The 19,396-nt window shown below is 72.8% G+C and carries 21 protein-coding genes and 2 pseudogenes; 13 read left to right on the top strand and 10 right to left on the bottom strand.

The genetic code is table 11. From position 1 onward, the window contains the following. Positions 1–6 precede the first annotated feature (6 nt). Together ABZX30_RS27320 and ABZX30_RS27325 are read right to left on the bottom strand one after the other, a co-directional pair. Positions 7–582 carry a hypothetical protein gene (locus ABZX30_RS27320; protein WP_355937993.1) on the bottom strand — a complete coding sequence of 192 codons (576 nt, stop codon included), beginning with the start codon at positions 580–582 and terminating at the stop codon, positions 7–9. Positions 583–703: 121 nt separating this feature from the next. Then, the gene (locus tag ABZX30_RS27325; protein WP_355937995.1) at positions 704–877 is read right to left on the bottom strand and encodes a hypothetical protein; all 174 of its coding nucleotides are present in this window, start codon (positions 875–877) and stop codon (positions 704–706) included. A 170-nt stretch (positions 878–1,047) separates the two neighbouring features. Between ABZX30_RS27325 and ABZX30_RS27330 the strand changes: the two are divergent. Beyond that, positions 1,048–1,227: pseudogene (locus ABZX30_RS27330) on the top strand (sugar ABC transporter permease); the annotation flags it as partial. Between the two features lie 99 nt (positions 1,228–1,326). Here ABZX30_RS27330 and ABZX30_RS27335 read toward each other — a convergent pair. Beyond that, positions 1,327–1,782: an ATP-binding protein gene (locus tag ABZX30_RS27335; protein WP_355937996.1), complete on the bottom strand. Its 456-nt coding sequence runs from the start codon at positions 1,780–1,782 to the stop codon at positions 1,327–1,329. Positions 1,783–1,946: 164 nt separating this feature from the next. On the opposite strand from ABZX30_RS27335, the gene ABZX30_RS27340 reads away from it, so the two are divergent. The 4 genes from ABZX30_RS27340 to grpE all read left to right on the top strand — a co-directional run bounded on the left by ABZX30_RS27340 (position 1,947) and on the right by grpE (position 4,409). Beyond that, positions 1,947–2,312, top strand: coding sequence for an STAS domain-containing protein (locus ABZX30_RS27340; RefSeq protein ID WP_355937998.1), 366 nt, complete (start codon positions 1,947–1,949; stop codon positions 2,310–2,312). Between the two features lie 104 nt (positions 2,313–2,416). After that, positions 2,417–2,707, top strand: coding sequence for a zinc-ribbon domain-containing protein (locus tag ABZX30_RS27345; protein ID WP_355938000.1), 291 nt, complete (start codon positions 2,417–2,419; stop codon positions 2,705–2,707). A gap of 135 nt (positions 2,708–2,842) precedes the next feature. Next, positions 2,843–3,826, top strand: a complete 984-nt coding sequence (locus ABZX30_RS27350; RefSeq protein WP_355938002.1) for a UTP--glucose-1-phosphate uridylyltransferase — start codon at positions 2,843–2,845, stop codon at positions 3,824–3,826. Between the two features lie 106 nt (positions 3,827–3,932). After that, entirely contained in the window at positions 3,933–4,409 is a 477-nt protein-coding gene (gene grpE / locus ABZX30_RS27355) for a nucleotide exchange factor GrpE (protein WP_355938004.1), read from the top strand. A gap of 151 nt (positions 4,410–4,560) precedes the next feature. Here grpE and ABZX30_RS27360 read toward each other — a convergent pair whose 3' ends face one another. From ABZX30_RS27360 to ABZX30_RS27380, 5 genes are all read right to left on the bottom strand, one after another. Next, positions 4,561–5,622 carry a helix-turn-helix domain-containing protein gene (locus ABZX30_RS27360; protein ID WP_355938006.1) on the bottom strand — a complete coding sequence of 354 codons (1,062 nt, stop codon included), beginning with the start codon at positions 5,620–5,622 and terminating at the stop codon, positions 4,561–4,563. Positions 5,623–5,702: 80 nt separating this feature from the next. Further along, entirely contained in the window at positions 5,703–6,977 is a 1,275-nt protein-coding gene (locus tag ABZX30_RS27365; RefSeq protein ID WP_355938008.1) for a hypothetical protein, read from the bottom strand. Continuing rightward, positions 6,974–8,218, bottom strand: a complete 1,245-nt coding sequence (locus tag ABZX30_RS27370; protein ID WP_355938010.1) for a bifunctional glycosyltransferase family 2/GtrA family protein — start codon at positions 8,216–8,218, stop codon at positions 6,974–6,976. Before ABZX30_RS27370 ends, ABZX30_RS27365 begins: the two co-directional genes overlap by 4 nt. A 145-nt stretch (positions 8,219–8,363) precedes the next feature. After that, complete coding sequence (locus ABZX30_RS27375) at positions 8,364–8,897, bottom strand: hypothetical protein (RefSeq protein ID WP_355938012.1); 534 nt, start codon at positions 8,895–8,897, stop codon at positions 8,364–8,366. A gap of 10 nt (positions 8,898–8,907) precedes the next feature. After that, the gene (locus tag ABZX30_RS27380; RefSeq protein ID WP_355938014.1) at positions 8,908–9,414 is read right to left on the bottom strand and encodes a SigE family RNA polymerase sigma factor; all 507 of its coding nucleotides are present in this window, start codon (positions 9,412–9,414) and stop codon (positions 8,908–8,910) included. Between the two features lie 230 nt (positions 9,415–9,644). Between ABZX30_RS27380 and ABZX30_RS27385 the strand changes: the two genes are divergently transcribed. The 4 genes and pseudogenes from ABZX30_RS27385 (at position 9,645) to katG (ending at position 13,184) form a co-directional block, all read left to right on the top strand. Next, positions 9,645–9,992 carry a DUF1330 domain-containing protein gene (locus ABZX30_RS27385; protein WP_355938016.1) on the top strand — a complete coding sequence of 116 codons (348 nt, stop codon included), beginning with the start codon at positions 9,645–9,647 and terminating at the stop codon, positions 9,990–9,992. 218 nt (positions 9,993–10,210) lie between these two features. Next, positions 10,211–10,477, top strand: a pseudogene (locus ABZX30_RS27390) (hypothetical protein); the annotation flags it as partial. Between the two features lie 10 nt (positions 10,478–10,487). Further along, on the top strand, positions 10,488–10,919 hold the full coding sequence (locus tag ABZX30_RS27395; protein ID WP_355938018.1) for a Fur family transcriptional regulator: 432 nt from the start codon (positions 10,488–10,490) through the stop codon (positions 10,917–10,919). Between the two features lie 42 nt (positions 10,920–10,961). Further along, positions 10,962–13,184 (top strand): catalase/peroxidase HPI, encoded by a 2,223-nt coding sequence (gene katG, locus ABZX30_RS27400; RefSeq protein ID WP_355938020.1) that lies wholly within the window; start codon positions 10,962–10,964, stop codon positions 13,182–13,184. An 81-nt stretch (positions 13,185–13,265) separates the two neighbouring features. Here katG and ABZX30_RS27405 read toward each other — a convergent pair whose 3' ends face one another. Next, positions 13,266–14,123: a DMT family transporter gene (locus ABZX30_RS27405; protein WP_355938022.1), complete on the bottom strand. Its 858-nt coding sequence runs from the start codon at positions 14,121–14,123 to the stop codon at positions 13,266–13,268. A gap of 173 nt (positions 14,124–14,296) precedes the next feature. On the opposite strand from ABZX30_RS27405, the gene ABZX30_RS27410 reads away from it, so the two are divergent. The 3 genes from ABZX30_RS27410 to ABZX30_RS27420 all read left to right on the top strand — a co-directional run bounded on the left by ABZX30_RS27410 (position 14,297) and on the right by ABZX30_RS27420 (position 17,077). Next, on the top strand, positions 14,297–15,022 hold the full coding sequence (locus ABZX30_RS27410) for an FAD binding domain-containing protein (RefSeq protein ID WP_355938024.1): 726 nt from the start codon (positions 14,297–14,299) through the stop codon (positions 15,020–15,022). A gap of 134 nt (positions 15,023–15,156) precedes the next feature. Further along, positions 15,157–16,590, top strand: coding sequence for a WGR domain-containing protein (locus tag ABZX30_RS27415; RefSeq protein ID WP_355938034.1), 1,434 nt, complete (start codon positions 15,157–15,159; stop codon positions 16,588–16,590). Positions 16,591–16,654: 64 nt separating this feature from the next. Then, entirely contained in the window at positions 16,655–17,077 is a 423-nt protein-coding gene (locus tag ABZX30_RS27420) for a DUF6003 family protein (RefSeq protein WP_355938026.1), read from the top strand. A 43-nt stretch (positions 17,078–17,120) separates the two neighbouring features. On the opposite strand, the gene ABZX30_RS27425 is transcribed toward ABZX30_RS27420, so the two are convergent. Next, positions 17,121–17,318 (bottom strand): hypothetical protein, encoded by a 198-nt coding sequence (locus ABZX30_RS27425; RefSeq protein WP_355938028.1) that lies wholly within the window; start codon positions 17,316–17,318, stop codon positions 17,121–17,123. Between the two features lie 129 nt (positions 17,319–17,447). Here ABZX30_RS27425 and ABZX30_RS27430 point away from each other — a divergent pair, with 129 nt between their 5' ends. Then, on the top strand, positions 17,448–19,334 hold the full coding sequence (locus ABZX30_RS27430; protein WP_355938030.1) for a M1 family aminopeptidase: 1,887 nt from the start codon (positions 17,448–17,450) through the stop codon (positions 19,332–19,334). Positions 19,335–19,396: the final 62 nt, after the last annotated feature.

A 19,396-nucleotide genomic window follows, 5' to 3' on the forward strand; every position in this document is an offset into this window, starting at 1 on the left:
TACGGTTCACCAGGTGTGGGCGACGTCCACCACCAGGTGACCGGGCAGCGTCAGCACCCGGAACGGCAGCCGCGCCCGCACTCCGAGCCCCACCTGCGTGACCCCCTCGAAGCTGGAGCCGAACTTGGTGTCGCGGAAGGTGCGGTAGCCCGTCAGGTCGACGCCGGGCAGCGCCTTGCCGGGCCGGCCGGGATAGGTCGCCCCGCCCGTCTCGGGGTCGTACGCGGTGGCGCCGACGTGGATGTCGAGGATCGCCCCGCCGGAGACCGGGATCACCGCGCCGGACGGATCCTGACGGAACGCGTCGACGTACGCGACGGAGTAGCTCAGCGGCGCGGTGCCCGAGCCGACGTCGAAGACGATGCGGTCGTAGCAGTCGTGCTGCCCGGTGCGGATGTCGGTCAGCGAGTGCGGCGCCACGTCGGCCGTGCTCTGCTCGGGCAGGCTGCCCCAGCCCGCCGGGCACGTGGTCGTGGCCGCGGTGGCGGCCCCGGCGGCGGATGCCGCCGGGGCCGCCAGGGCCAGAGATCCCACTGCCGCCAGGACGGCCGCCGCAGCCGCCGCCCGTCGTCCCTTGCGCATGGTGTTCCCCCTTGCTGTGGTGCATCCCGCGATGCGTCACCTCTTTGACGTCCGGCCCGCCCGTTGGGTTGTGCGGCTGCCGGGCCGCAGAGGTGAGCACGCCGGAATCACCGGCGGGGTGTCACCGTCTGCCGCGCACGGTCCAGGCGCTGCCGATGCCCGCGAGGTGCAGCGCCAGCAGGGTGAGGCCGAGAAGCATGACGTTGGTCGAGGTGAAGGTGTCGTTGGTGGATATGTCGGCCGCGTTGATCAGGAAGGAGATGAAGAACAGAACCGCCGAGATGATGGCCAGCATGAGATGCGTCCCTTCGCCGGGAGGAAGTCGCCGCAACGCGAGGCGGTGCGTGCGGTCCCGTCCCGGATGCCCCCAACTCGTCGGCGCACACGGGCTGTTCCGGCCGGCCGAGCCTGGCCGCCGCACCATGTGGCACCGTTGGGCCATGACCACCGACGACGACCGGACGCGGCCGCGGAACGACCTGGTCCGCGGTGCTGGGCATCCTGGTCATCCAGTCGATCGCGTCGGGCATGGCGCTCACCGGCACCCCCACCGCCGTCCAGCTCGTGATCACGGGCGGGGTCCTGTTCGCCGCGGTGGTCATCGACTCCCTGTCACGACGCTCGCAGGAGGCACCCGGCCGGGCCCGACCGCGCGGCGGCACACCTGCCGGGCGGCGGCGACCGGCAGGAGGCCCGGGGCGTCGCCCCCACGCGTCCGGCTGCCGGCCGGGATCCTCGACCGGATCACCGACCGGGCTCGTCGGACAGGGCGATGCGGGCGGTGACGCGCTTGCCGACCGGCTCCCGCTGCACCTCGAAGCCCTGGGCGACGGCCATGACGATCTCCAGCCCGTGCTGGCCCACCCGGCCCGGGTCGGCGGCCCGCGCCACCGGCAGGACCGGGTCGCTGTCCCACACCTGCACCTCCACCAGGTCACCGGCGATGCGCAGCTCCATCAGCAGCGGGCCGGGAGCGTACTTGCGGGCGTTGGTCACCAGCTCGCTGACCACCAGCTGGGTCAGGTCCACGGCGCGGTCGGACACCGGCAGCCCGTACTCGGTCCGGACCCGGGCGAGGAAGCCGGCCGCCCGGTGGCGGGCCTCCGCGATGCAGCTGCCGTCTTCGCCAAGGGCGATGATCTCCTGCAGGTCGGCGTCTCGCACGCCTTCACCGCCAGGGGCCGACTCCAGTGGTTCCATAGCTGTTCCCCCGTTCACGCGCGTGCGTCTACCCGGCGGACCGCGTCATATGCCTCACGCGACGCAGGCAGGCCACAGGCAGGTATGGCCGCGTGGCATCGGGGCAGGCTACCGACGCACGTACGGACCGAGTCGATGTCAGCGAGCAGGTTGGTGAGGAGACGGTGACAGACACCCACGACGCAGCGCACTCCGGCCGGCCGGCGATCGGTCACTCCACCGTCGACGGCATCCGTGTGGTCACCCTCAGCGGGGAGATCGACCACACCGTCCGCGACCGCCTCGGCCGTGCCCTGCTGCCGCCGGACGACGCCGCGCGCCCGCGTACCGTCATCGACCTCAGCGGTGTGACCTTCATGGACTCCAGCGGCATCAACGCCCTGATCAACGCCCATCACGCCACCGTGGACGCCGACGGCTGGCTGCGTCTGGCCGGTCCCCGGGAATCCGTCGTGCGCATCATGCGGCTGGTCGGGATCGACCGGCTCATCCCCTGCTACCCGGACCTGCGTCAGGCACTGGGAAACTGATCGTCGGGGCTCCCCCGCGCTCCCCCGATTCCCGCCACCCCTGACCGCACCGCGACGCCCGCCGGTACTGTACGGACAGCACCGACCCGGGAAGGACCAACGACGTGATCATCTTCGGCACCAGGGGATACCTGTACCAGCTCGCGATACTCACGCTGGTGTGCGGCCGTTGCGGCAATCCCGCCGCGCACACCCTCCGCAAGCGTGTCACGAAGTTCACGCTGTTCTTCGTGCCGCTGTTCCCGATCGCGACGAAGTACACCACCCAGTGCACCTTCTGCGGCGCCGAGCAGCGACTGGCCAAGGAACAGGCGGAGCAGTTGCAGGCGCAGGCCGCGGGCGCCCACGCCGGTCAGCCGTACGGGCAGCCGCAGCAGCAGCCCCACCAGTCCTGAGCGGGCCCGGCCGGGCGTGGCCCGGGGGCGACGGCGCCGGCCACCGGCGCCGCCCGGGGTGCGGGAACGTGCGTTGGTAGCGTCGGGGTGAGCCGTGCCGCCCGGCACGGTGGCCGTCCGACCGAGGAAGATCCGATGCCCCCGACGATCCGCAGGGCCGTGATCCCCGCCGCCGGCCTCGGCTCCCGGCTGCTGCCCCTGACCAAGGCCACCCCGAAGGAGATGCTGCCGGTCGGCGACAAGCCGGTCATCGAGCACACGGTGCGCGAACTCGTGGACTCCGGCATCACCGACATCACCATCGTGGTCTCCGGTGGCAAGTCGCTGATCCAGGACCACTTCCGGCCCAACCCCGCACTCGTCGCCCAACTGCGGGCCGACGGCAAGACGGCCTACGCCGACGCCGTGGAGGAGGTCGCCGAGCTGGCCCACAAGGGCCACATCACCTACCTCGACCAGCACGGCCCGTACGGCAACGGCACCCCGGTGCTGAACGCCGCCCGCAACATCGGCGACGAACCCGTGCTGGTGCTCTGGCCGGACGACGTGTTCGTGGCCGAGGTGCCCCGGGCCCAGCAGCTGATCCGCGCCCACGAGCAGACCGGCTGCCCGGTGCTGGCCCTGATGCCGATGGACCCGGGCGACTCCCAGCGGTACGGCGTGCCCCTCGTCAAGGAGGACCTCGGGGGCGGCACGCTGCGCATCACGGGCCTGGTCGAGAAGCCGGAGCCCGCGGCCGCGCCCTCCTCGTACGCGGCCATCGGCGGCTACGTCGTCACCCCCGGCATCATCGACGAACTGCGTGAGCAGACCCGCCGCTGGTACGAGCACCGGACCGGCGAGGTCTACCTGACCGACGCCATCAACGCCTACGCCGCCACCCGGGCGGTGTACGGGCAGGTCATCCAGGGCCGCTGGTACGACACCGGCAACCCCGCCGACTACCTGGTCGCCCAGATGGCCTTCGCCCTCGCCCACCCCCGGTACGCGCCGCTCCTGCGCCGTCTGGTCGACGAAGTCGACGAACTCGACGGCGCGTCCGGGCCGGGCCGGGGCGCCCGGACGGAACCCGGCCGGACGTCCCGGCTCGCAGCGGGCGCCGGTGCGGCGGAAGAATGAGGGCAGCGCACCCCTGCGCCGAGCGGGGAGGCGCCGCGGACGAAGACGGGGTGGACACCGGGACCGTCGGCGAACCAGGGCGAGAAGGACGACGAGGCGGGCTGAGATGACCCAGAGCCGGCCGCGGAGCACGGCGGAACTCGAGCGCCTGCTCCAGGAGCGCACCGCCGATCTGCAGCGGGTCAAGGCCGAGTACGACAACTACCGCAAGCGGGTGCGCCGGGACCGTCTGGCCGTGCGGCAGATCGCGGCCGCCAACGTGCTCACCGGTCTGCTGCCGGTGCTGGACGCCGTCGACCGCGCGTGTGCGCACGAGCCGCTGACCCCGGGGCTGAAGGACATCGCCGACACGCTGGAGAGCCAGGCCGGCGCCCTGGGGCTGGTGGCCTTCGGGGAGGCGGGCGACACGTTCGATCCCGCCCGCCACGAGGCCCTGGCCCACCACGTCCGCGAGGACGTCGACCGGCTGGTGTGCACGGCGGTGCTCCGCCCCGGCTACCGCCTCGGCGACCAGTTGCTGCGCCCCGCCCACGTGGAGGTGACCGGACCGCCCCCCGCGAGCCCGTGCGTCAGGAGGGGGTGAGCGGGAGGTCGTCCGTACAGGCGCGGACCGGTGACGCGGCGCACGTCGAGGGCCGCGGGCGCGGACCCGGTGCCGGGGGCTCCCGGGGGTAACGAACCCGGTCATACAGACGCTGCGCCGCCGGACACCCCGTCCCCGCCGCCCATGGCCCTCACGGGCTTGGCCGCCCGGGTACCGCGGAAGGGGCAGCAGGGAAGGGGCCACCGCGCCGTGCTCGCGAGGGAAGACGGAGTCCCGGGTGATCTGCGGGAAGAGACCCGCGCGTGTCGGGGCTCCCCTGCCACTCACGAGGGCTCATCCCGTACGCCGCGCGGAACGCCCGGCTGAAGTGGCTGGGGCTGACGAAACCCCAGCGCCGGGCGATGCCCGCCACCCCGATCTCCAGGGCCGTGGGCCTCAGCAGGTCGCGGCGGCAGCGTTCCAGACGCTGCGTCCGGATCCAGCCGGCCACCGTGGCCCCCTCCAACTCGAACAGTTTGTGCAGGCGGCGGACCGACATGAAGGTCGCCGCGGCGATCGTGGCGGGCGACAGACCGGGGTCGGCCAGGTGGCGCATGATGTGGTCCTTCACCCGCGCCAGGCCCTCCTCGGCGGTCTCCGGGGCCCGTGAGCCGCCACGCCCGCGGTGCTCCTCGATCAGCACGGCCAGCAGGTCCAGCGCGGTGACGGCGACGCGCCGGCGCACCGCGTCGTCGAAGCCCGCCGCCCCGCGCGCCATGCCCATGAAGTAGGTGGCGACCAGTGCGGCGCTCCCCCTGTCACCGTTGAAGGCGGTCGCCGTCACCGCGCGCAGGTCCTCGTCACCGACGTGCAACTCCCGCCGGGGGAAGTGGAAGGCGGTGAAGGCGAACTCGCCCTCGAGTAACTTCCGGAACGGGCGGGAGGTGTCGGAGAGGGCGAAGTCACCCGGGTGGAGCCGGGCTCGCCGTCCGTCCTGTTCCGTCACCGCCGTGCCCCGCTGCTGAATGCTGAGGGTGAGGTACTCGTGGTCGTCCCGGGCGATGAGCCGCCTGCTCCGCGTCACCGCCTGGGGACCCGCCCGCACCTGGACGATCCGCAGCTCTCCGAGCCGCTCGCTGACGATCGTGCCGGGCGACGGCTCCTTCTCGAGCAGGGTGACATCGAGCGGCACGAAGGTGCGGGAGACGACGTCGTGCCAGCACTCCTCCCGCTCGGAGGCGGCCAGCGGCGCCGTGGACAGCGTCTGGGACACGGGACGATCCCATCACCGCGGCGCCGGGCGGACCAGGAAGAATCGGAGGAAGAATCAGGCGCCCCGGCCGGCGGAGCCGGTCAGGGGACCCCCGCTTCGAAGAGCACGTACCCCGCGTACGAGCCCGAGGCCACCGCGGCGATGCCGAGCACCGTGCACAGCAGGGGCAGCCGCAGCCGGCGCAGTGCGAGGGCGACGGGGATGAACAGCGGGAAGGCGGGGAGCAGGTAGCGGGAGACGTTGCCGAAGATCTGCTGGCTCCCCAGCACCAGGGCGAAGGTGAGGAGCGTGTAGACGGTCAGGACGGCCGGAGGGCGCAGCTGGATCAGCAGCGGGATCAGGACCAGGCCCAGCAGGACGACACCCACCCCGATGGTGTCCTCGAAGGGGAACGCGAAGAGGTAGTCGAAGCGGCCCACCGCGATCGAGGTGAGGACGTCGAGGGTCTGCTTCCCGTAGTCGAAGGTGTGGGCCCAGGCACCCTTCTGGAGGGCGAAGTAACCGCCGTGGTCGCCCATCCGGTGGCCGACCCACAGCAGGTAGCCGGCGAGCCCGAGCGGGGCGGTCAGGATCGCGGCCAGCGGGCGTGCGACACCGTCCTCGCGCCGCCTGAGGGCGAGCAGCGCGGCCACGGCGAGGCCCGCGACGAGCGCGGCGGCGGTGGGGCGGTTGAGGCCGGCCAGGAAGGTGAGGATGCCCGCGGTGAGCCACCGGCGGCGCATCACGGCGTGGCAGGCCCAGACGGCGAGCGCGACGTAGAGGGACTCAGAGTAGCCCGACCACTCCAGGCCGGAGCCCGGCCACACCGCCCACAGTCCGGCCGCGGCCAGCCCGGCCCCTCTGCCGCCGAAGCGGGCGGCGACCGCGTAGACGCCGAGGGCGGCCACGAACGAGGCGACGACGGAGACCACCATGCCGGCGCCGTACAGGCCGAGGCCCGTGCACTCGGAGACCAGCCGCATCGTGGCGGGGTAGAGGGGGAAGAACGCGGCCGAGTTGCCCTCGAGGGTGATCAGTCCGGTCGCACCGGGCACGGGGACCAGCGCGGGGTGGTAGCCGTGGGTGGCGATCTGCTGGTACCACCAGCCGTCCCAGCTGGCCAGGACGTCCCAGGCGTGGGCGCCGCCGCCGAAGCGCGGGTTCTTCTTCCGGAAGTCCCCGGAGGAGTCCAGCAGATACATGAAGACCAGGAAGCCGATGAGCTTCAGCACGCCGTAGAGCGCGAGCACGGGACCGTGGTGACGGACCGTGCGGCGCAGCCGTGAGCCCTGGTCGCGGTCGGGTTCGCCGGTGCGGGCCGGCGTCCCGGGCACCTCGGTGCCCGCTCCGGTGGCCGGGGTGATCGTGTCGGTCATGCGGCCGTGCCTCCCGTACCGCGGCGACGGGCGGGGAACACCCAGGCCCGCAGGAGCAGGAACCGCAGGAGGGTCGCCGCCAGGTTGGCGGCGACGAGCACGGCCAGCTCCGTACGGCGCCCGGCATCGGGGGCCACCCGGTGGAGCGCGGCCAGCGCGCCGCTGGTGAGCGCCAGGCCGATCGCGAACACCAGGAGGCCCTTGGCCTGGTGGCGCATCGCACCGCCGCGGCCGCGCAGCCCGAAGGTGAGCCGCCGGTTGGCGGCCGTGTTGGCGACCGCACAGATCAGCAGGGCCAGCGCGTTGGCGGCCTGTGGCCCCGCCGCAGGCCGCGCGAGGGCGTACAGGAGCACGTATCCGAGGGTGCTCACGGCTCCCACCGCGGCGAACCGCAGCAGTTGGCCGGCCAGCCCGGGGCCGCCCGGCGGGTCGCCGTCGGCGCTCCGGCGCAGTCCGGCCATCGGAAGCGCGCCCCGGGCCAGCGCCCGGCCGATCCTGGCGACACCGCGCAGATCGGCCAGGGCCGTGGACAGGATGTCGACCCGGCTGTCGGGGTCGTCCACCCAGTCGACCGGCACCTCGTGGATGCGCAGTCCCGCCCGCTCGGCGATCACCAGCAGTTCGGTGTCGAAGAACCAGCCCGAGTCCTTCACCAGGGGCAGCAGCCGCTCGGCGACATCGCGCCGCACGGCCTTGAACCCGCATTGCGCGTCGGAGAACCCGACGGCGAGCGTGGAACGCAACAGGGCGTTGTAGCAGCGGGAGATGACCTCCCGCTGGGGGCCGCGGACCACCCGTGAACCGCGTGCCAGGCGCGTGCCGATGGCGATGTCGGAGTGCCCGGAGATCAGCGGGGCCACCAGGGGGAACAGTGCGGTCAGATCGGTCGACAGGTCCACGTCCAGGTAGGCGAGCACCGGCGCCGGCGAGGCCGACCACGCGGTCCGCAGGGCCCGGCCCCGGCCCTTCTCGGCCAGTCGCAGCCACTGGACCTCGGGCAGTTCCCCGGCCAGCCTGGCCGCGATCCTGGGGGTCTCGTCGGTGCTGGCGTTGTCCGCGACGGTGATCCGGAACGGGTACGGGAAGGTCTCGCGCAGGTGCGCGTGCACGCGCCGTACGCTCGGTTCCAGGTCCCGTTCCTCGTTGAACACCGGGACCACCACGTCCAGGACGGGTTCCCGCTGGTGCGCCGGCACCGGGGTGCGCAGTGGCAGCCGGCCGGGGGCGAGAGGGTCCGTCATGGCTGTCGGGCCTATGTTTGTCAAGACGTATCCAGGTTCGGGCCTGCCGCAGGGTGTGCGAGGTGAGGCGGCAGTGCTGCGGTCACGGTCACGGTGTGCTGCGGTCAGGGTCACGGATGGGCGGTCGCAGGTCCTTGGCGGGCTGCTACTGCCCCGGGTCCGCCGAGACCGTCGACGCCGACGGTCCGACGGTCGATGCGGTGCGCGAGGGCGTGGCCGACGGGCTCGGCGTCCACGACGCAGAGGGCGGCGACGTGGAGGGCGCGGTCGGGGGCGGGGACTTCGTGCCCGGACTCCGGGTGGTGGGCGGCGTCTCGGGCGGGGCGGAGGTCTCCTCGGCGGTCCCGGGCGGGGACGCGGTGACGGTCCCGACGGGGGAGTTCTCCGGCGTCGGCGACGGTGCCGGGCCCGGGGAGGCCGGACCGGCGGACGCGGGGCTGAGCGCGGGCCTCGGCAGCGGAGCCTGCGGCCTGTTCTCGACACGGTCGTGGGGCAGCAGGAACAGGCCGACGCCGAGTCCGGCGACGGCCAGGACGGAGCCGACGGCCCGCTGTGCCAGGCGGGTGCGCCGACGGGTGCGCACCCTGCACCGCAGGCGCACCTGCTGTTCGGCCTCGAAGGGGGTGTGTTCCTGGGTGTCGCGCATCATGCGCGCGAGCTCCCGCTCGAAGTGATCCATCAGCTCCCCTTCACCCCACCGGCTCGATGACGTCGGCCAGGATCCGGCGCAGCCGTGCCACGCCGCGTGACGCATGGGACCGAGCGGTGCCGACCGGGCACCCCAGCACCTCCGCGACCTGTTTCTCCGACAGGTCCTGGTAGTAGCGCAGCACCACCGCGGCCCGCTGCCTGGGCGGCAGTTGGGCGAGGGCGGCCTCCAGCCGCGAGCGCTCCGCGACGGAGGCGGACACGTCACCCGCCTCCGCCCGGTCCGGCAGCTGCTCGACCGGGCGCTCTCCCCACCAGCGCCGCCGAGCCGAGCGGGCCGCCGCGCGGGCCAGGGTCCTGCGTACGTACGCCTCCGGCGCCTCGTCCGCGATCCTGGGCCAGACGAACCAGAGTCCGACCAGCGCCTCCTGGAGCAGGTCCTCGGCCCGGTGCCGGTCGCCTCCCACGAGGAGCCGCGCGAGGTGGAACAACGCCGACCAACGGGCTGCCACGAACCCGTCGAACCCGTCGGCCCGGCTCTGCTCCATCCGCACCTTCCCCCGCTTCGGTCATCCCCCTACGCCTTGTGAAAGACGTTGGCCCCCGCTGTGCGATGCACTTCGGCCATGTGATCCGGGTCACGCGACGCCGTGAGGGCGGTGGAGGACCGGTGGAGCGCTCCGCCGCTTACCTGCCGGGTCATCGCGCCCTCCGACGTCCGCGTGCCAAGATCGGCGGCGTACGGAATCCGAACGCCCGACCGAAGGGGAAGGACACCATGAGCGCCTACGTCATCGGCCACCTCCGGGACGCCGCGCCGCACCCGGAGATCGCCGAGTACATCGAGCGCATCACCGCCACCTTCGAGCCGTACGGCGGCCGCTTCCTGGTGCACGCCGCCCAGCACGAGGTGAAGGAGGGCAGCTGGCCGGGGCACGCCGTGGTGATCGGCTTCCCCGGCATCGCCGAGGCACGGGCCTGGTGGGACTCGCCCGCGTACCAGGAGATCGCGCCACTGCGCCACCGGCACATCGAGGGCGACATCATCCTGGTCCAGGGGGTGCCCGAGGGGTACGACGCGGCCGGCACCGCGAAGGCGATGCGGGAGGGCATGTCCGCCGGGTGACGGGCGGCCCAGACCGGTCGCGGGGGCGCCTCGACGCCGGAGCGGTGGACCGGAGGGGGCGAGGAGGCGGTGTGGCTTCGGCTCGGCACCCGGTGCGTCCCGGCGGATCCGATGTGTCCCGGCGCCGCTTCCTGTGCCTGTGCCCGGGCGCCGGCCTGGGCGCGGCGGCCTGCGAGCACACCCGCGCCCGCCGTCGGCCCGCACGGGCGACGGCGGTCACCTCCCGCTGGGTGGAGGCCCTGGTGGCCGGCACCGGTGAACGGGGCCGCGACCACGGCATGGGCGCCCGGACCCGCACCTTCGTGACCCGCACGACGGAGAACCTCCCGCGCGCCTTCGCCGGGGGCCCGGCCGCCCGGCACCGCCCGGACCCCGCCCCGGAACGGGCGGGGTCCACCCCCCTGAGCCCCGCCGTCACCCGGAGCACGAGACGTCTCAAACTTGAATGGTTCGTTTTACTACACAGCTCGTGTTTGTCGCGGTAGGTTGAGCGTCATGACCGCACCCCGGACTCCGACGCCCGCCGAGGAGCTGCGCGGCGCCGGCCTCCGCGTGACGGCCGCCCGCGTCGCGCTCCTCGAGACCGTCCGGGCCGGCGACCACCTCGACGTCGAGGCGATCGCGTCCGGGGTCCGCGACCGCGTGGGCCATATTTCCCTGCAAGCCGTCTATGAGGCGCTCCACGCGCTCACGGCGGCGCGTCTCATTCGCCGGATCGAGCCGGCCGGCAGCCCGGCCCGGTTCGAGGGACGTGTCGGGGACAACCACCACCACGTCGTGTGCCGGTCGTGCGGTGCCGTCGCCGACGTCGACTGCGCGGTCGGCGACGCCCCCTGCCTGGCCGCCTCCGACGACCACGGCTTCTCGATCGACGAGGCCGAGGTCACCTACTGGGGCCTGTGCCCCGGCTGTTCCCCCCGCCCGTAGTTCCTGAGCATTGCGATCCACCCCGTTCGGAAGGACACTCCCATGACCGAGAACCACGACGCGATCGTCACGGATCCCAAGCCGGAGGAGGCCGGTGGCTGCCCCGTCGCGCACGGGCGTGCCCTCCACCCGACTCAGGGCGGCGGCAACCGCCAGTGGTGGCCGGAGCGGCTCAATCTGAAGATCCTCGCGAAGAACCCCGTCGAGGCCAACCCCCTCGGTGGGGACTTCGACTACGCCGAGGCCTTCAAGGCCCTCGACCTGGCGGCCGTGAAACAGGACATCGCTGAGGTTCTGACCACCTCGCAGGACTGGTGGCCGGCCGACTTCGGCCACTACGGCCCGCTGATGATCCGTATGGCGTGGCACAGCGCGGGCACCTACCGCATCAGCGACGGCCGCGGCGGCGCCGGCGCCGGGCAGCAGCGCTTCGCCCCGCTCAACAGCTGGCCGGACAACGGCAACCTGGACAAGGCCCGCCGTCTGCTGTGGCCGGTGAAGAAGAAGTACGGCCAGAGCATCTCCTGGGCGGACCTGCTGGTCCTCACCGGCAACGTCGCGCTGGAGCAGATGGGCTTTTCGACCTTCGGCTTCGGTGGCGGCCGTGCGGACGTCTGGGAGGCCGAGGAGGACGTCTACTGGGGCCCCGAGACCACCTGGCTCGACGACAAGCGCTACACCGGCGACCGCGAGCTGGAGAACCCGCTCGGCGCGGTCCAGATGGGTCTGATCTACGTCAACCCCGAGGGTCCGAACGGCAACCCGGACCCGATCGCGGCGGCCCGCGACATCCGTGAGACGTTCCGCCGGATGGCGATGAACGACGAGGAGACCGTCGCGCTGATCGCCGGTGGCCACACCTTCGGCAAGACCCACGGCGCCGGCCCCGCCGACCACGTGGGCGCCGACCCGGAGGCCGCCACGATGGCCGAGCAGGGCCTGGGCTGGAAGAGCACCTACGGCACGGGGGTGGGCAAGGACGCCATCACCAGTGGCCTGGAGGTCATCTGGACCGCGACCCCGACCCAGTGGAGCAACGGGTTCTTCAAGAACCTCTTCGAGTACGAGTACGAGCTCGACCGGAGCCCGGCCGGCGCGCACCAGTGGATCGCCAAGGACGCCCCGGAGATCGTGCCGGACGCCTTCGACCCGGAGAAGAAGCACCGTCCGCGGATGCTCACCACCGACCTGTCGCTGCGCTTCGACCCGATCTACGAGCCGATCTCCCGCCGCTTCTACGAGAACCCCGAGGAGTTCGCGGACGCCTTCGCCCGCGCCTGGTACAAGCTGACCCACCGCGACATGGGCCCGAAGTCGCTGTACCTCGGCCCGGAGGTCCCCGAGGAGACCCTGCTGTGGCAGGACCCGCTGCCGGAGCGCGAGGGCGGGCTGATCGACGACGCCGACATCGCGGCCCTCAAGGCCAAGCTGCTCGACTCGGGTCTCACCGTGTCCCAGCTGGTCAGCACCGCGTGGGCGTCCGCGTCCACCTTCCGCGGCAGTGACAAGCGCGGCGGTGCCAACGGCGCGCGCATCCGCCTGGAGCCGCAGCGCGGCTGGGAGGTCAACGACCCCGACCAGCTCGCGCTGGTGCTGCGCACCCTCGAGAACGTACAGCGGGAGTTCAACGCCTCCTCCGGCGCCAAGAAGGTCTCCCTGGCCGACCTGATCGTCCTCGGCGGTGCCGCCGCCGTGGAGCGGGCCGCCAAGGAGGGCGGCTTCGCGGTCGAGGTGCCCTTCACGCCGGGCCGTGTCGACGCGGCCGAGGAGCACACGGACGTGGAGTCGTTCGAGGCGCTGGAGCCGACCGCGGACGGCTTCCGCAACTACCTGGGCAAGGGCAACCGGCTGCCGGCCGAGTTCCTGCTGCTCGACAGGGCCAACCTGCTCACCCTGACCGCCCCCGAGATGACGGTCCTCGTCGGCGGCCTGCGCGTCCTGGGCGCGAACCACCAGGGTTCGCAGCTCGGTGTCCTCACCAGGACGCCCGGCGCGCTGACGAACGACTTCTTCGTCAACCTGCTCGACCTGGGCACCACCTGGTCGGCGACCTCGGAGGACCAGACCGCGTTCGAGGGCCGCGACGCCGCCACGGGCGAGGTCAAGTGGGCCGGCAGCCGTGCCGACCTGGTCTTCGGCTCGAACTCCGAGCTGCGGGCGCTCGCCGAGGTCTACGCGAGCGACGACGCGAAGGAGAAGTTCGTGCGCGACTTCGTCGCCGCGTGGGCCAAGGTCATGGACCTCGACCGGTTCGACCTCGTCTGATCGGGCCGTAGTCCCGTGAGGGCGTCCGGGCCGGTCCCCGCCGACCGGCCCGGACGCCCCATGTGTGCGCCCCGGGCTCGCTCAGTGGACGAGATCGGCGAGCCGGGGCACCACGCGGGTCAGGCGGAGGACGCCCCACAGGATGAGCAGGGCCCCGGCCAGCTCGGGCAGCAGCCACCAGCCCGTCCGGATCTCCTCGTCGAACAGCGTCACGCCCAGCGCGAGGCTCACCGTCGCGTCACCGATGGTCAGCGCGGGTTGCGAGGCGACCAGCGGACCGGCCTGCAGGGAGTTCTCCAGCAGCAGGACCGCGCCGATGCCGACGAGCGCGAAGCCGTACGTCTGCCAGGTGGTCAGGAAGGCGGGAAGACCGTCGTCGGCGAGCCGGTCCGTGGCCGACTTCATCAGGGCCGCGGTCAGGGCGTTGCCGATCGCGGCGGCCGAGGCCAGCGCGGCCGCCCGGAACAGGGGGGAGCGTGCGGGGCGGGCGAGGACGACGGCCGCGGCCATCACCGCCGGACACAGCACCAGCACCGGTACCCACCGCTCCATGGCCGCCTGGTTCCTGGTGCCCGAGGGATCCGCCGCGGCCAGGACCAGCGCGAGCCCCGCGACCACTGTCGCGACCGCCCGCCAGGCGGCGCCCGGCAGCCGGCGGTGCAGCAGCGGAGCGACGATCAGCAGGGCGAACGGCAGCTCCAGGATGAACAGCGGCTGGACCAGCGCCATGGGCCCGTTCACCAGGGCCAAAGCCTGGCACACCGCGGCGCCCGCGACACCGGCGATGCCGATCATCCACGCGGGGCGCCGTACGAGGGCCGCCAGGAGACGGAGACCACCGCCCCGGGACACCGTGGAGGCGGCCTTGCGCTGGAAGGCCGTACCCACGGCGTTGCTGGCGGCACCCAGGACGGCGAAGAGCACGGCGAGCACGATCACACCTCCACCATGCCTCGCCCCGTCCGGTCCGGCCTCGTCACGAGGGGCGCACCGGATACCGGGGTGAGCCCTGTACGCGCCCCCGCGTACCTGGGGAGAATGCGCCACGTCAGCGGCCGGACGGCCGGGATGCCCCGGTCCGTCGCCCCTCTCCAGGAAGGCAGGTCGGCGCCGTGCTCCTGCGACTGCCCACGTCCGTGTCCGAAGCGCAGGAGTGCCTGGCCGAAGGGGCGGTGCCGATCGGCGGCGCGACCCTGGTGTGGGCCACCTGGCAGCGGGACGGCTTTCCGGAGCTGGCGCTGTCCCTGCGCGGCCTCCCGGAGGCCAACGTGGTCGGACGGGAGACACTGGGCGCGGCCGCGGTCCTGAACCAAGTGGCGGCCGGCCCGGTGCCGGAGGTGCTGCGCCGCGCGGCCGGCTCGGTGGGGACGGGAGCCGTACGCCGCACGGCCACGGTCGGCGGCAACCTCGTCGGCAGCACGCTGCGCTGCCTGCTGCCCCCGGCGCTGGTGCTGGACGCCCGGTGCACGGTGCTCGAGCCGCACGGCCGCTACGAGACCGACCTCGCCGAGGTGCTGGCCAAGCGCCCCCTGCTGCTCAGCCTGCACTGGCGCGAACCGCTGGTCAGCGGGTACCGCAAGCTGTCCGGCGACGCGGGCGGGCAGCCGCCGCTGGTGGTCGCCGGCGCCGTGCACGGCGCCGGCGACGGGGCCCGCCGCCTCCGGGTCGCCGTCCGTGACGGTCACGAGGTGCTCAGCGAGAGCGTTCCGTGCGGGACCGGTGCGGGGCAGGCCCTCGACGCCCTGCGGCACACGGACGTCGGGGCGCTGCCCGCCGCAGCCCGGGACGTCGTACGCCAGGAGGTCACCACCCTGCTGAGCCGCCTCGCCGACCACTGAGCACCCGGTCCCCCGTCCCCGCCGCACGGACCGGTTGTCAGTGCCCTCCCGTATGGTCCCGTCATCGAGAGCGGACGGCCGGATATCGCCGGTCCGCTGGTGGGGACGTATGCGTACGGGAGGGGCCTGTCGTGGTGGAGACGACGTATCTGGAGCTGTCCGAGGACGGTGGCGGGGCGCACAAGTTCTACGAAGTGACGGTCGACGGGACCGCCGTCACGGTGCGCTACGGCCGCATCGGCACGCCGGGCCAGGCGCAGACGTCGTCGTTCGCGACACCGGCCAAGGCGCGGACGGCCGCGGAGAAGAAGATCGACCAGAAGGTGCGCAAGGGCTACGCGACGGCCGTTCCCGGGGGCCGGGCACCGCGCCCCGTGACCCGGCGCCAGGTCGGTTCCGCACCGTCCACGGCGCGTGCCACGGCGCCGGTGCTGTGGCGCTTTCGCACCGGTTCCGCCGCGTTCGGCATCCATGTCGACGAGGAGCGCGTGTGGGTGGGCAATCAGGCGGGCGACGTCCACACGCTGGGCCACGACGGCGAGGTGCTGGCCCGTTACCGGCTGCCCGACGGCGTCAAGTGCCTGGTGGCGGACGACTTCTGGATCTACGCGGGGTGTGACGACGGCAGGGTGTACGACCTGTCGTCGAAGCTGCCCTTCGCGGCGTACGAGATAGCGGCGAACGTCGACATCTTCTGGCTGGACATCCACGAGGGCGTCCTCGACGTCTCCGACGAGTCGGGCGGTCTCACCGTCATCGACCACGAGGACGAGCACCAGTGGTCCAGGCGGTCGTCCGGCCGGTCGGGCTGGATGGTGCGGGCCGACGACCGGGCGGTCTACCACGGGCACGGCGGCGGTGTGACGGCCTACGCGCCGGACGGGAGCGGTCAGTTGTGGCACACCGACACGCGCGGCGGCGTGCTGTTCGGGTGGCAGGAGGCGACGGCGGTGTACGCGGGCACGGACCGCCACGTGGTGCAGCGGCTGTCGAAGGCGAGCGGGCGGGTCGAGGGCGTCTACGCGTGCGACAACGTCGTGTACTCGTGCGCCACGGCTCCACAAGGCCGGTACGTCTTCGCCGGTGACAACGCCTCCTCCGTCTACTGCTTCGACGCCTCGGGCACCCGGCTGTGGAAGCTGCGCACGGGCAACGGCTCGGCGCTGTCCATGCAGTACTTCGACGAGCGGCTGTACCTGGTGACCACCGACGGGGCGCTGGTGTGCGTCGACACGTCGGAGGCGGCCATCGCCGCCGCCCAGCAGGGTTCGGTGCCCGTGGCCGTCGACGTCAAGTCGGCCGCCGCCCTGCCCACCTACGACCCCGCGACCTCCGTTTCCGCCCTGGCGACCGTCAGCACTCCGCCCGCCGGCGGAGTGGTCGTCGAGTGCGTCCAGCAGGCCGGCCGGATGCGGGTCCACGTCGTCTCCGAGGGCTTCGAACCGGGCTGGAACGTACAGTTCCCGCGCGAGATCCGGGAGCCGGGAGCGCGCTACGTGGTCGACGCCGTCCACGCGGCGGCCGGCGGCTTCTACCGTGTCCGCGGCGAGATACGCCGCGTGCGGTGATCCGGCCGCGACGGGGTATCGGAAGCAGTGATCAGTCGTTCACATACCCCGGAGGAGGCTCGAGATGACCGACGACGCCTACCTGTTCCTGCTCACCGAACCGGCCACGCCGCTCGGTGCACCGCCCGCGGCCGTCGGTGAGCCGGCCTGCATGGAGACTCCGGCGGTGCGGGCGTGGCTGGACGCGCAGGGCGTGACGGCGACGTCCCCGCGGCTGCGGATGGTGCCGCCCGAGGAAACGGCGGCCATCCCCGAGGACGCGGAGCGGCTGCCGGTCCCGCTCGGGGACGAGGAGCTGAGCCGGCTGCGGCAGCACACCGGCCCGGAGGCCGTGGCCCGCGTCGAGAAGGAGCTCCTGGCCTACCGTGACTGCACCGACGGCCGGGACGCCCTGCTGGGGCGGGCCCTGGCGGCCGGGGTTCCCCTGAACCGCGTCGTGGAACTGACCGGCGAGGACCCCGCCGCGGTGGCGGCCGCCGCCCGGTGAGGCGAGCACCGGCGGCCGTCGCCGGGTGCGTGTCTCCTCGGTCTCAGCAGGCTCCGGCGCAGTACCGGGCGTCGGGGTCGTCCCGCCGCGGCGGCTGATCCTCCCGGGTCCGGCGCGCCGCGGTGAGCACGGTGCGCAGTGCGTGGTCGATGTCCTCGGGCAGCCGGCCCTCATGGGCCGACCGCACCACGTGCTGCGCGACCTCCCGCAGTTTGGTGCCGCCCGCCGCCCTCCGCGCCATCTGGCATGTCCTCATCAAATCTGTCACGCTTCGAACGACACACGCAGCGCACGGCCGTCCCGGCGCACCCCAGCCGGCCGGACGGCCGCCGAGCAGGCCGGAATCCCGGCCGCCGCAAAGGAGTTCCGCGTGAGACCGACCCCCCGCAGAACCGTCCGCCAGGCCTTGGCCGCGGGCGCGCTCGCCGTCGCCGCCACCGCGGCCGTCACGCTGCCGGGCACCCCGGCGACAGCCGCGCCGGCCACCGCCGGGCGGGCCGCCGCCGGGGCGGCCGCCACCTGCACCCCGGCGCAGGTGGTGTCCAACGGCGGCTTCGAGAACGGCACTTCGCCGTGGAGCCAGTCCTCGACGAGTGTGATCACCAGCCGCACCGGCGAAAGTGCCCACGGCGGAACCTCCTTCGCCTGGCTGGACGGTGTCGGCAGTACGCACACCGACACGCTCACCCAGAGCGTCACGATCCCGACCGGGTGCGGCAGCGCCACCCTCACCTTCTGGCTGCACGTCGACACCGCCGAGACCACCTCCTCCACCGCGTACGACAAGCTGACGGCGAAGATCGGCAGCACCACGCTGGCGACGTACTCCAACCTCGACAAGAACACCGGCTACGTCCAGAAGTCCTTCGACGTGTCGGCGTTCGCGGGCCAGACCGTGAGCGTCGCCTTCACCGGCACCGAGGACTCCAGCCTGCAGACCAGCTTCGTCGTCGACGACGTCGCCCTCGACACCTCCGGCGACACGGCCCCGCCCGCGGACTCCACCCGCACCCCGGCCGCGCCCTCGTACACCGTCAGTCTGAGCAGCGACACCGCCGGCACCGTCTGGACCGGGCACGAGAGCGCGACCTTCACCAACGCCTCGGCCACCGCGCTCAGCGAGGTGTACCTGCGGCTGTGGGACAACTACCACGGCACCTGCTCCGCCCCGCCGATCACCGTCACCCATGTCACCGGCGGCACCGCGGGCGCCCTCTCCGTCTCCTGCACCGCCCTCCAGATCAGCCTGCCGACGCCCCTCGCGCAGGGGCAGACCGCCACGATCGGCTTCGACCTGGGCATCACCGTCCCCAGCGGCGCCGACCGCTTCGGCCACGACGGGGCCTTCAGCTTCATCGGCAACGCCCTGCCCGTGCTCGCCGTCAAGGACGGGGCCGGCTGGCACCTGGACCCGTACACGAACAACGGCGAGTCGTTCTACTCGCTGGCGGCCGACTTCAAGGTGACCCTCGACCACCCCACCACCCTGCTGGTGCCCGCCACGGGCACCTCGGTCGACACCCCAGGCTCCAGCGGACGCACCGTCACCACCGCGACCGCCACCAGGGTCCGTGACTTCGCCTGGGCCGCCGGGCCCTTCACCAAGATCTCCGGCACCTCGTCGAGCGGTGTCCCGGTGAACGTCTACTCCGTCTCCGGGATCAGTTCCTCCAGCGCGCAGTCGATGCTCACCACCGCGGAGTCCGCCGTGGACGCCCACGCGGCACGGTTCGGCGCCTACCCGTACGGCGAGCTGGACGCGGTGCTCGACAACAACTTCTGGTTCGGCGGCATGGAGTACCCCGGCTTCGTCCTGGACCTGGTCAGCACCACCGCGCTCACCCACGAGACCGCTCACCAGTGGTGGTACGGCATCGTCGGTGACGACGAGTACAACAACCCATGGCTGGACGAGTCGTTCACCGACTACGCCACCGACCTGGCGCAGGGCAAGACCGGCACCAACTGCTGGAACAGCGTGTCCTGGGCCTCGTCGGCGGAGAAGATCACCAATTCGATGGCCTACTGGGACGCCCACTCCTCCCGGTACTCCACGGTCGTCTACGGCTACGGCAAGTGCGCCCTGCACGACCTGCGGCGCGTCCTCGGCGACACCGCCATGGCGAAACTGCTGAAGGACTACGCCACTTCGCACTGGTACGGCGTCTCGACCACCGCCGAGTTCAAGGCCGCCGCACAGGCGGCCACCACCACGGACCTGACGTCGTTCTGGTCCACGCACCGCATCGACGGCTGACCGGGCATCGGCAGGCACCTTCTCGGCCGAACCCGCGCGCCAGGGGCCGCCGCCGGGCGGCC

Source organism: Streptomyces sp. NPDC004542 (genome assembly GCF_040610035.1).
In the GTDB taxonomy this organism is placed as follows: Bacteria; Actinomycetota; Actinomycetes; order Streptomycetales; family Streptomycetaceae; genus Streptomyces.

Bases quoted from the DNA above. Each gene is read 5' to 3' on its own strand.
- ABZX30_RS27380 (WP_355938014.1), bottom strand. From the start codon at position 9,414: ATGGAGCAGAGCCGGGCCGACGGGTTCGACGGGTTCGTGGCAGCCCGT.
- ABZX30_RS27350 (WP_355938002.1), top strand. From the start codon at position 2,843: ATGCCCCCGACGATCCGCAGGGCCGTGATCCCCGCCGCCGGCCTCGGC.
- ABZX30_RS27425 (WP_355938028.1), bottom strand. From the start codon at position 17,318: ATGGCGCGGAGGGCGGCGGGCGGCACCAAACTGCGGGAGGTCGCGCAG.
- ABZX30_RS27370 (WP_355938010.1), bottom strand. From the start codon at position 8,218: ATGACGGACCCTCTCGCCCCCGGCCGGCTGCCACTGCGCACCCCGGTG.
- katG (WP_355938020.1), top strand. From the start codon at position 10,962: ATGACCGAGAACCACGACGCGATCGTCACGGATCCCAAGCCGGAGGAG.
- ABZX30_RS27320 (WP_355937993.1), bottom strand. From the start codon at position 582: ATGCGCAAGGGACGACGGGCGGCGGCTGCGGCGGCCGTCCTGGCGGCA.
- ABZX30_RS27385 (WP_355938016.1), top strand. From the start codon at position 9,645: ATGAGCGCCTACGTCATCGGCCACCTCCGGGACGCCGCGCCGCACCCG.
- ABZX30_RS27375 (WP_355938012.1), bottom strand. From the start codon at position 8,897: ATGGATCACTTCGAGCGGGAGCTCGCGCGCATGATGCGCGACACCCAG.
- ABZX30_RS27325 (WP_355937995.1), bottom strand. From the start codon at position 877: ATGCTGGCCATCATCTCGGCGGTTCTGTTCTTCATCTCCTTCCTGATC.
- ABZX30_RS27365 (WP_355938008.1), bottom strand. From the start codon at position 6,977: ATGACCGACACGATCACCCCGGCCACCGGAGCGGGCACCGAGGTGCCC.
- grpE (WP_355938004.1), top strand. From the start codon at position 3,933: ATGACCCAGAGCCGGCCGCGGAGCACGGCGGAACTCGAGCGCCTGCTC.
- ABZX30_RS27335 (WP_355937996.1), bottom strand. From the start codon at position 1,782: ATGGAACCACTGGAGTCGGCCCCTGGCGGTGAAGGCGTGCGAGACGCC.
- ABZX30_RS27395 (WP_355938018.1), top strand. From the start codon at position 10,488: ATGACCGCACCCCGGACTCCGACGCCCGCCGAGGAGCTGCGCGGCGCC.
- ABZX30_RS27420 (WP_355938026.1), top strand. From the start codon at position 16,655: ATGACCGACGACGCCTACCTGTTCCTGCTCACCGAACCGGCCACGCCG.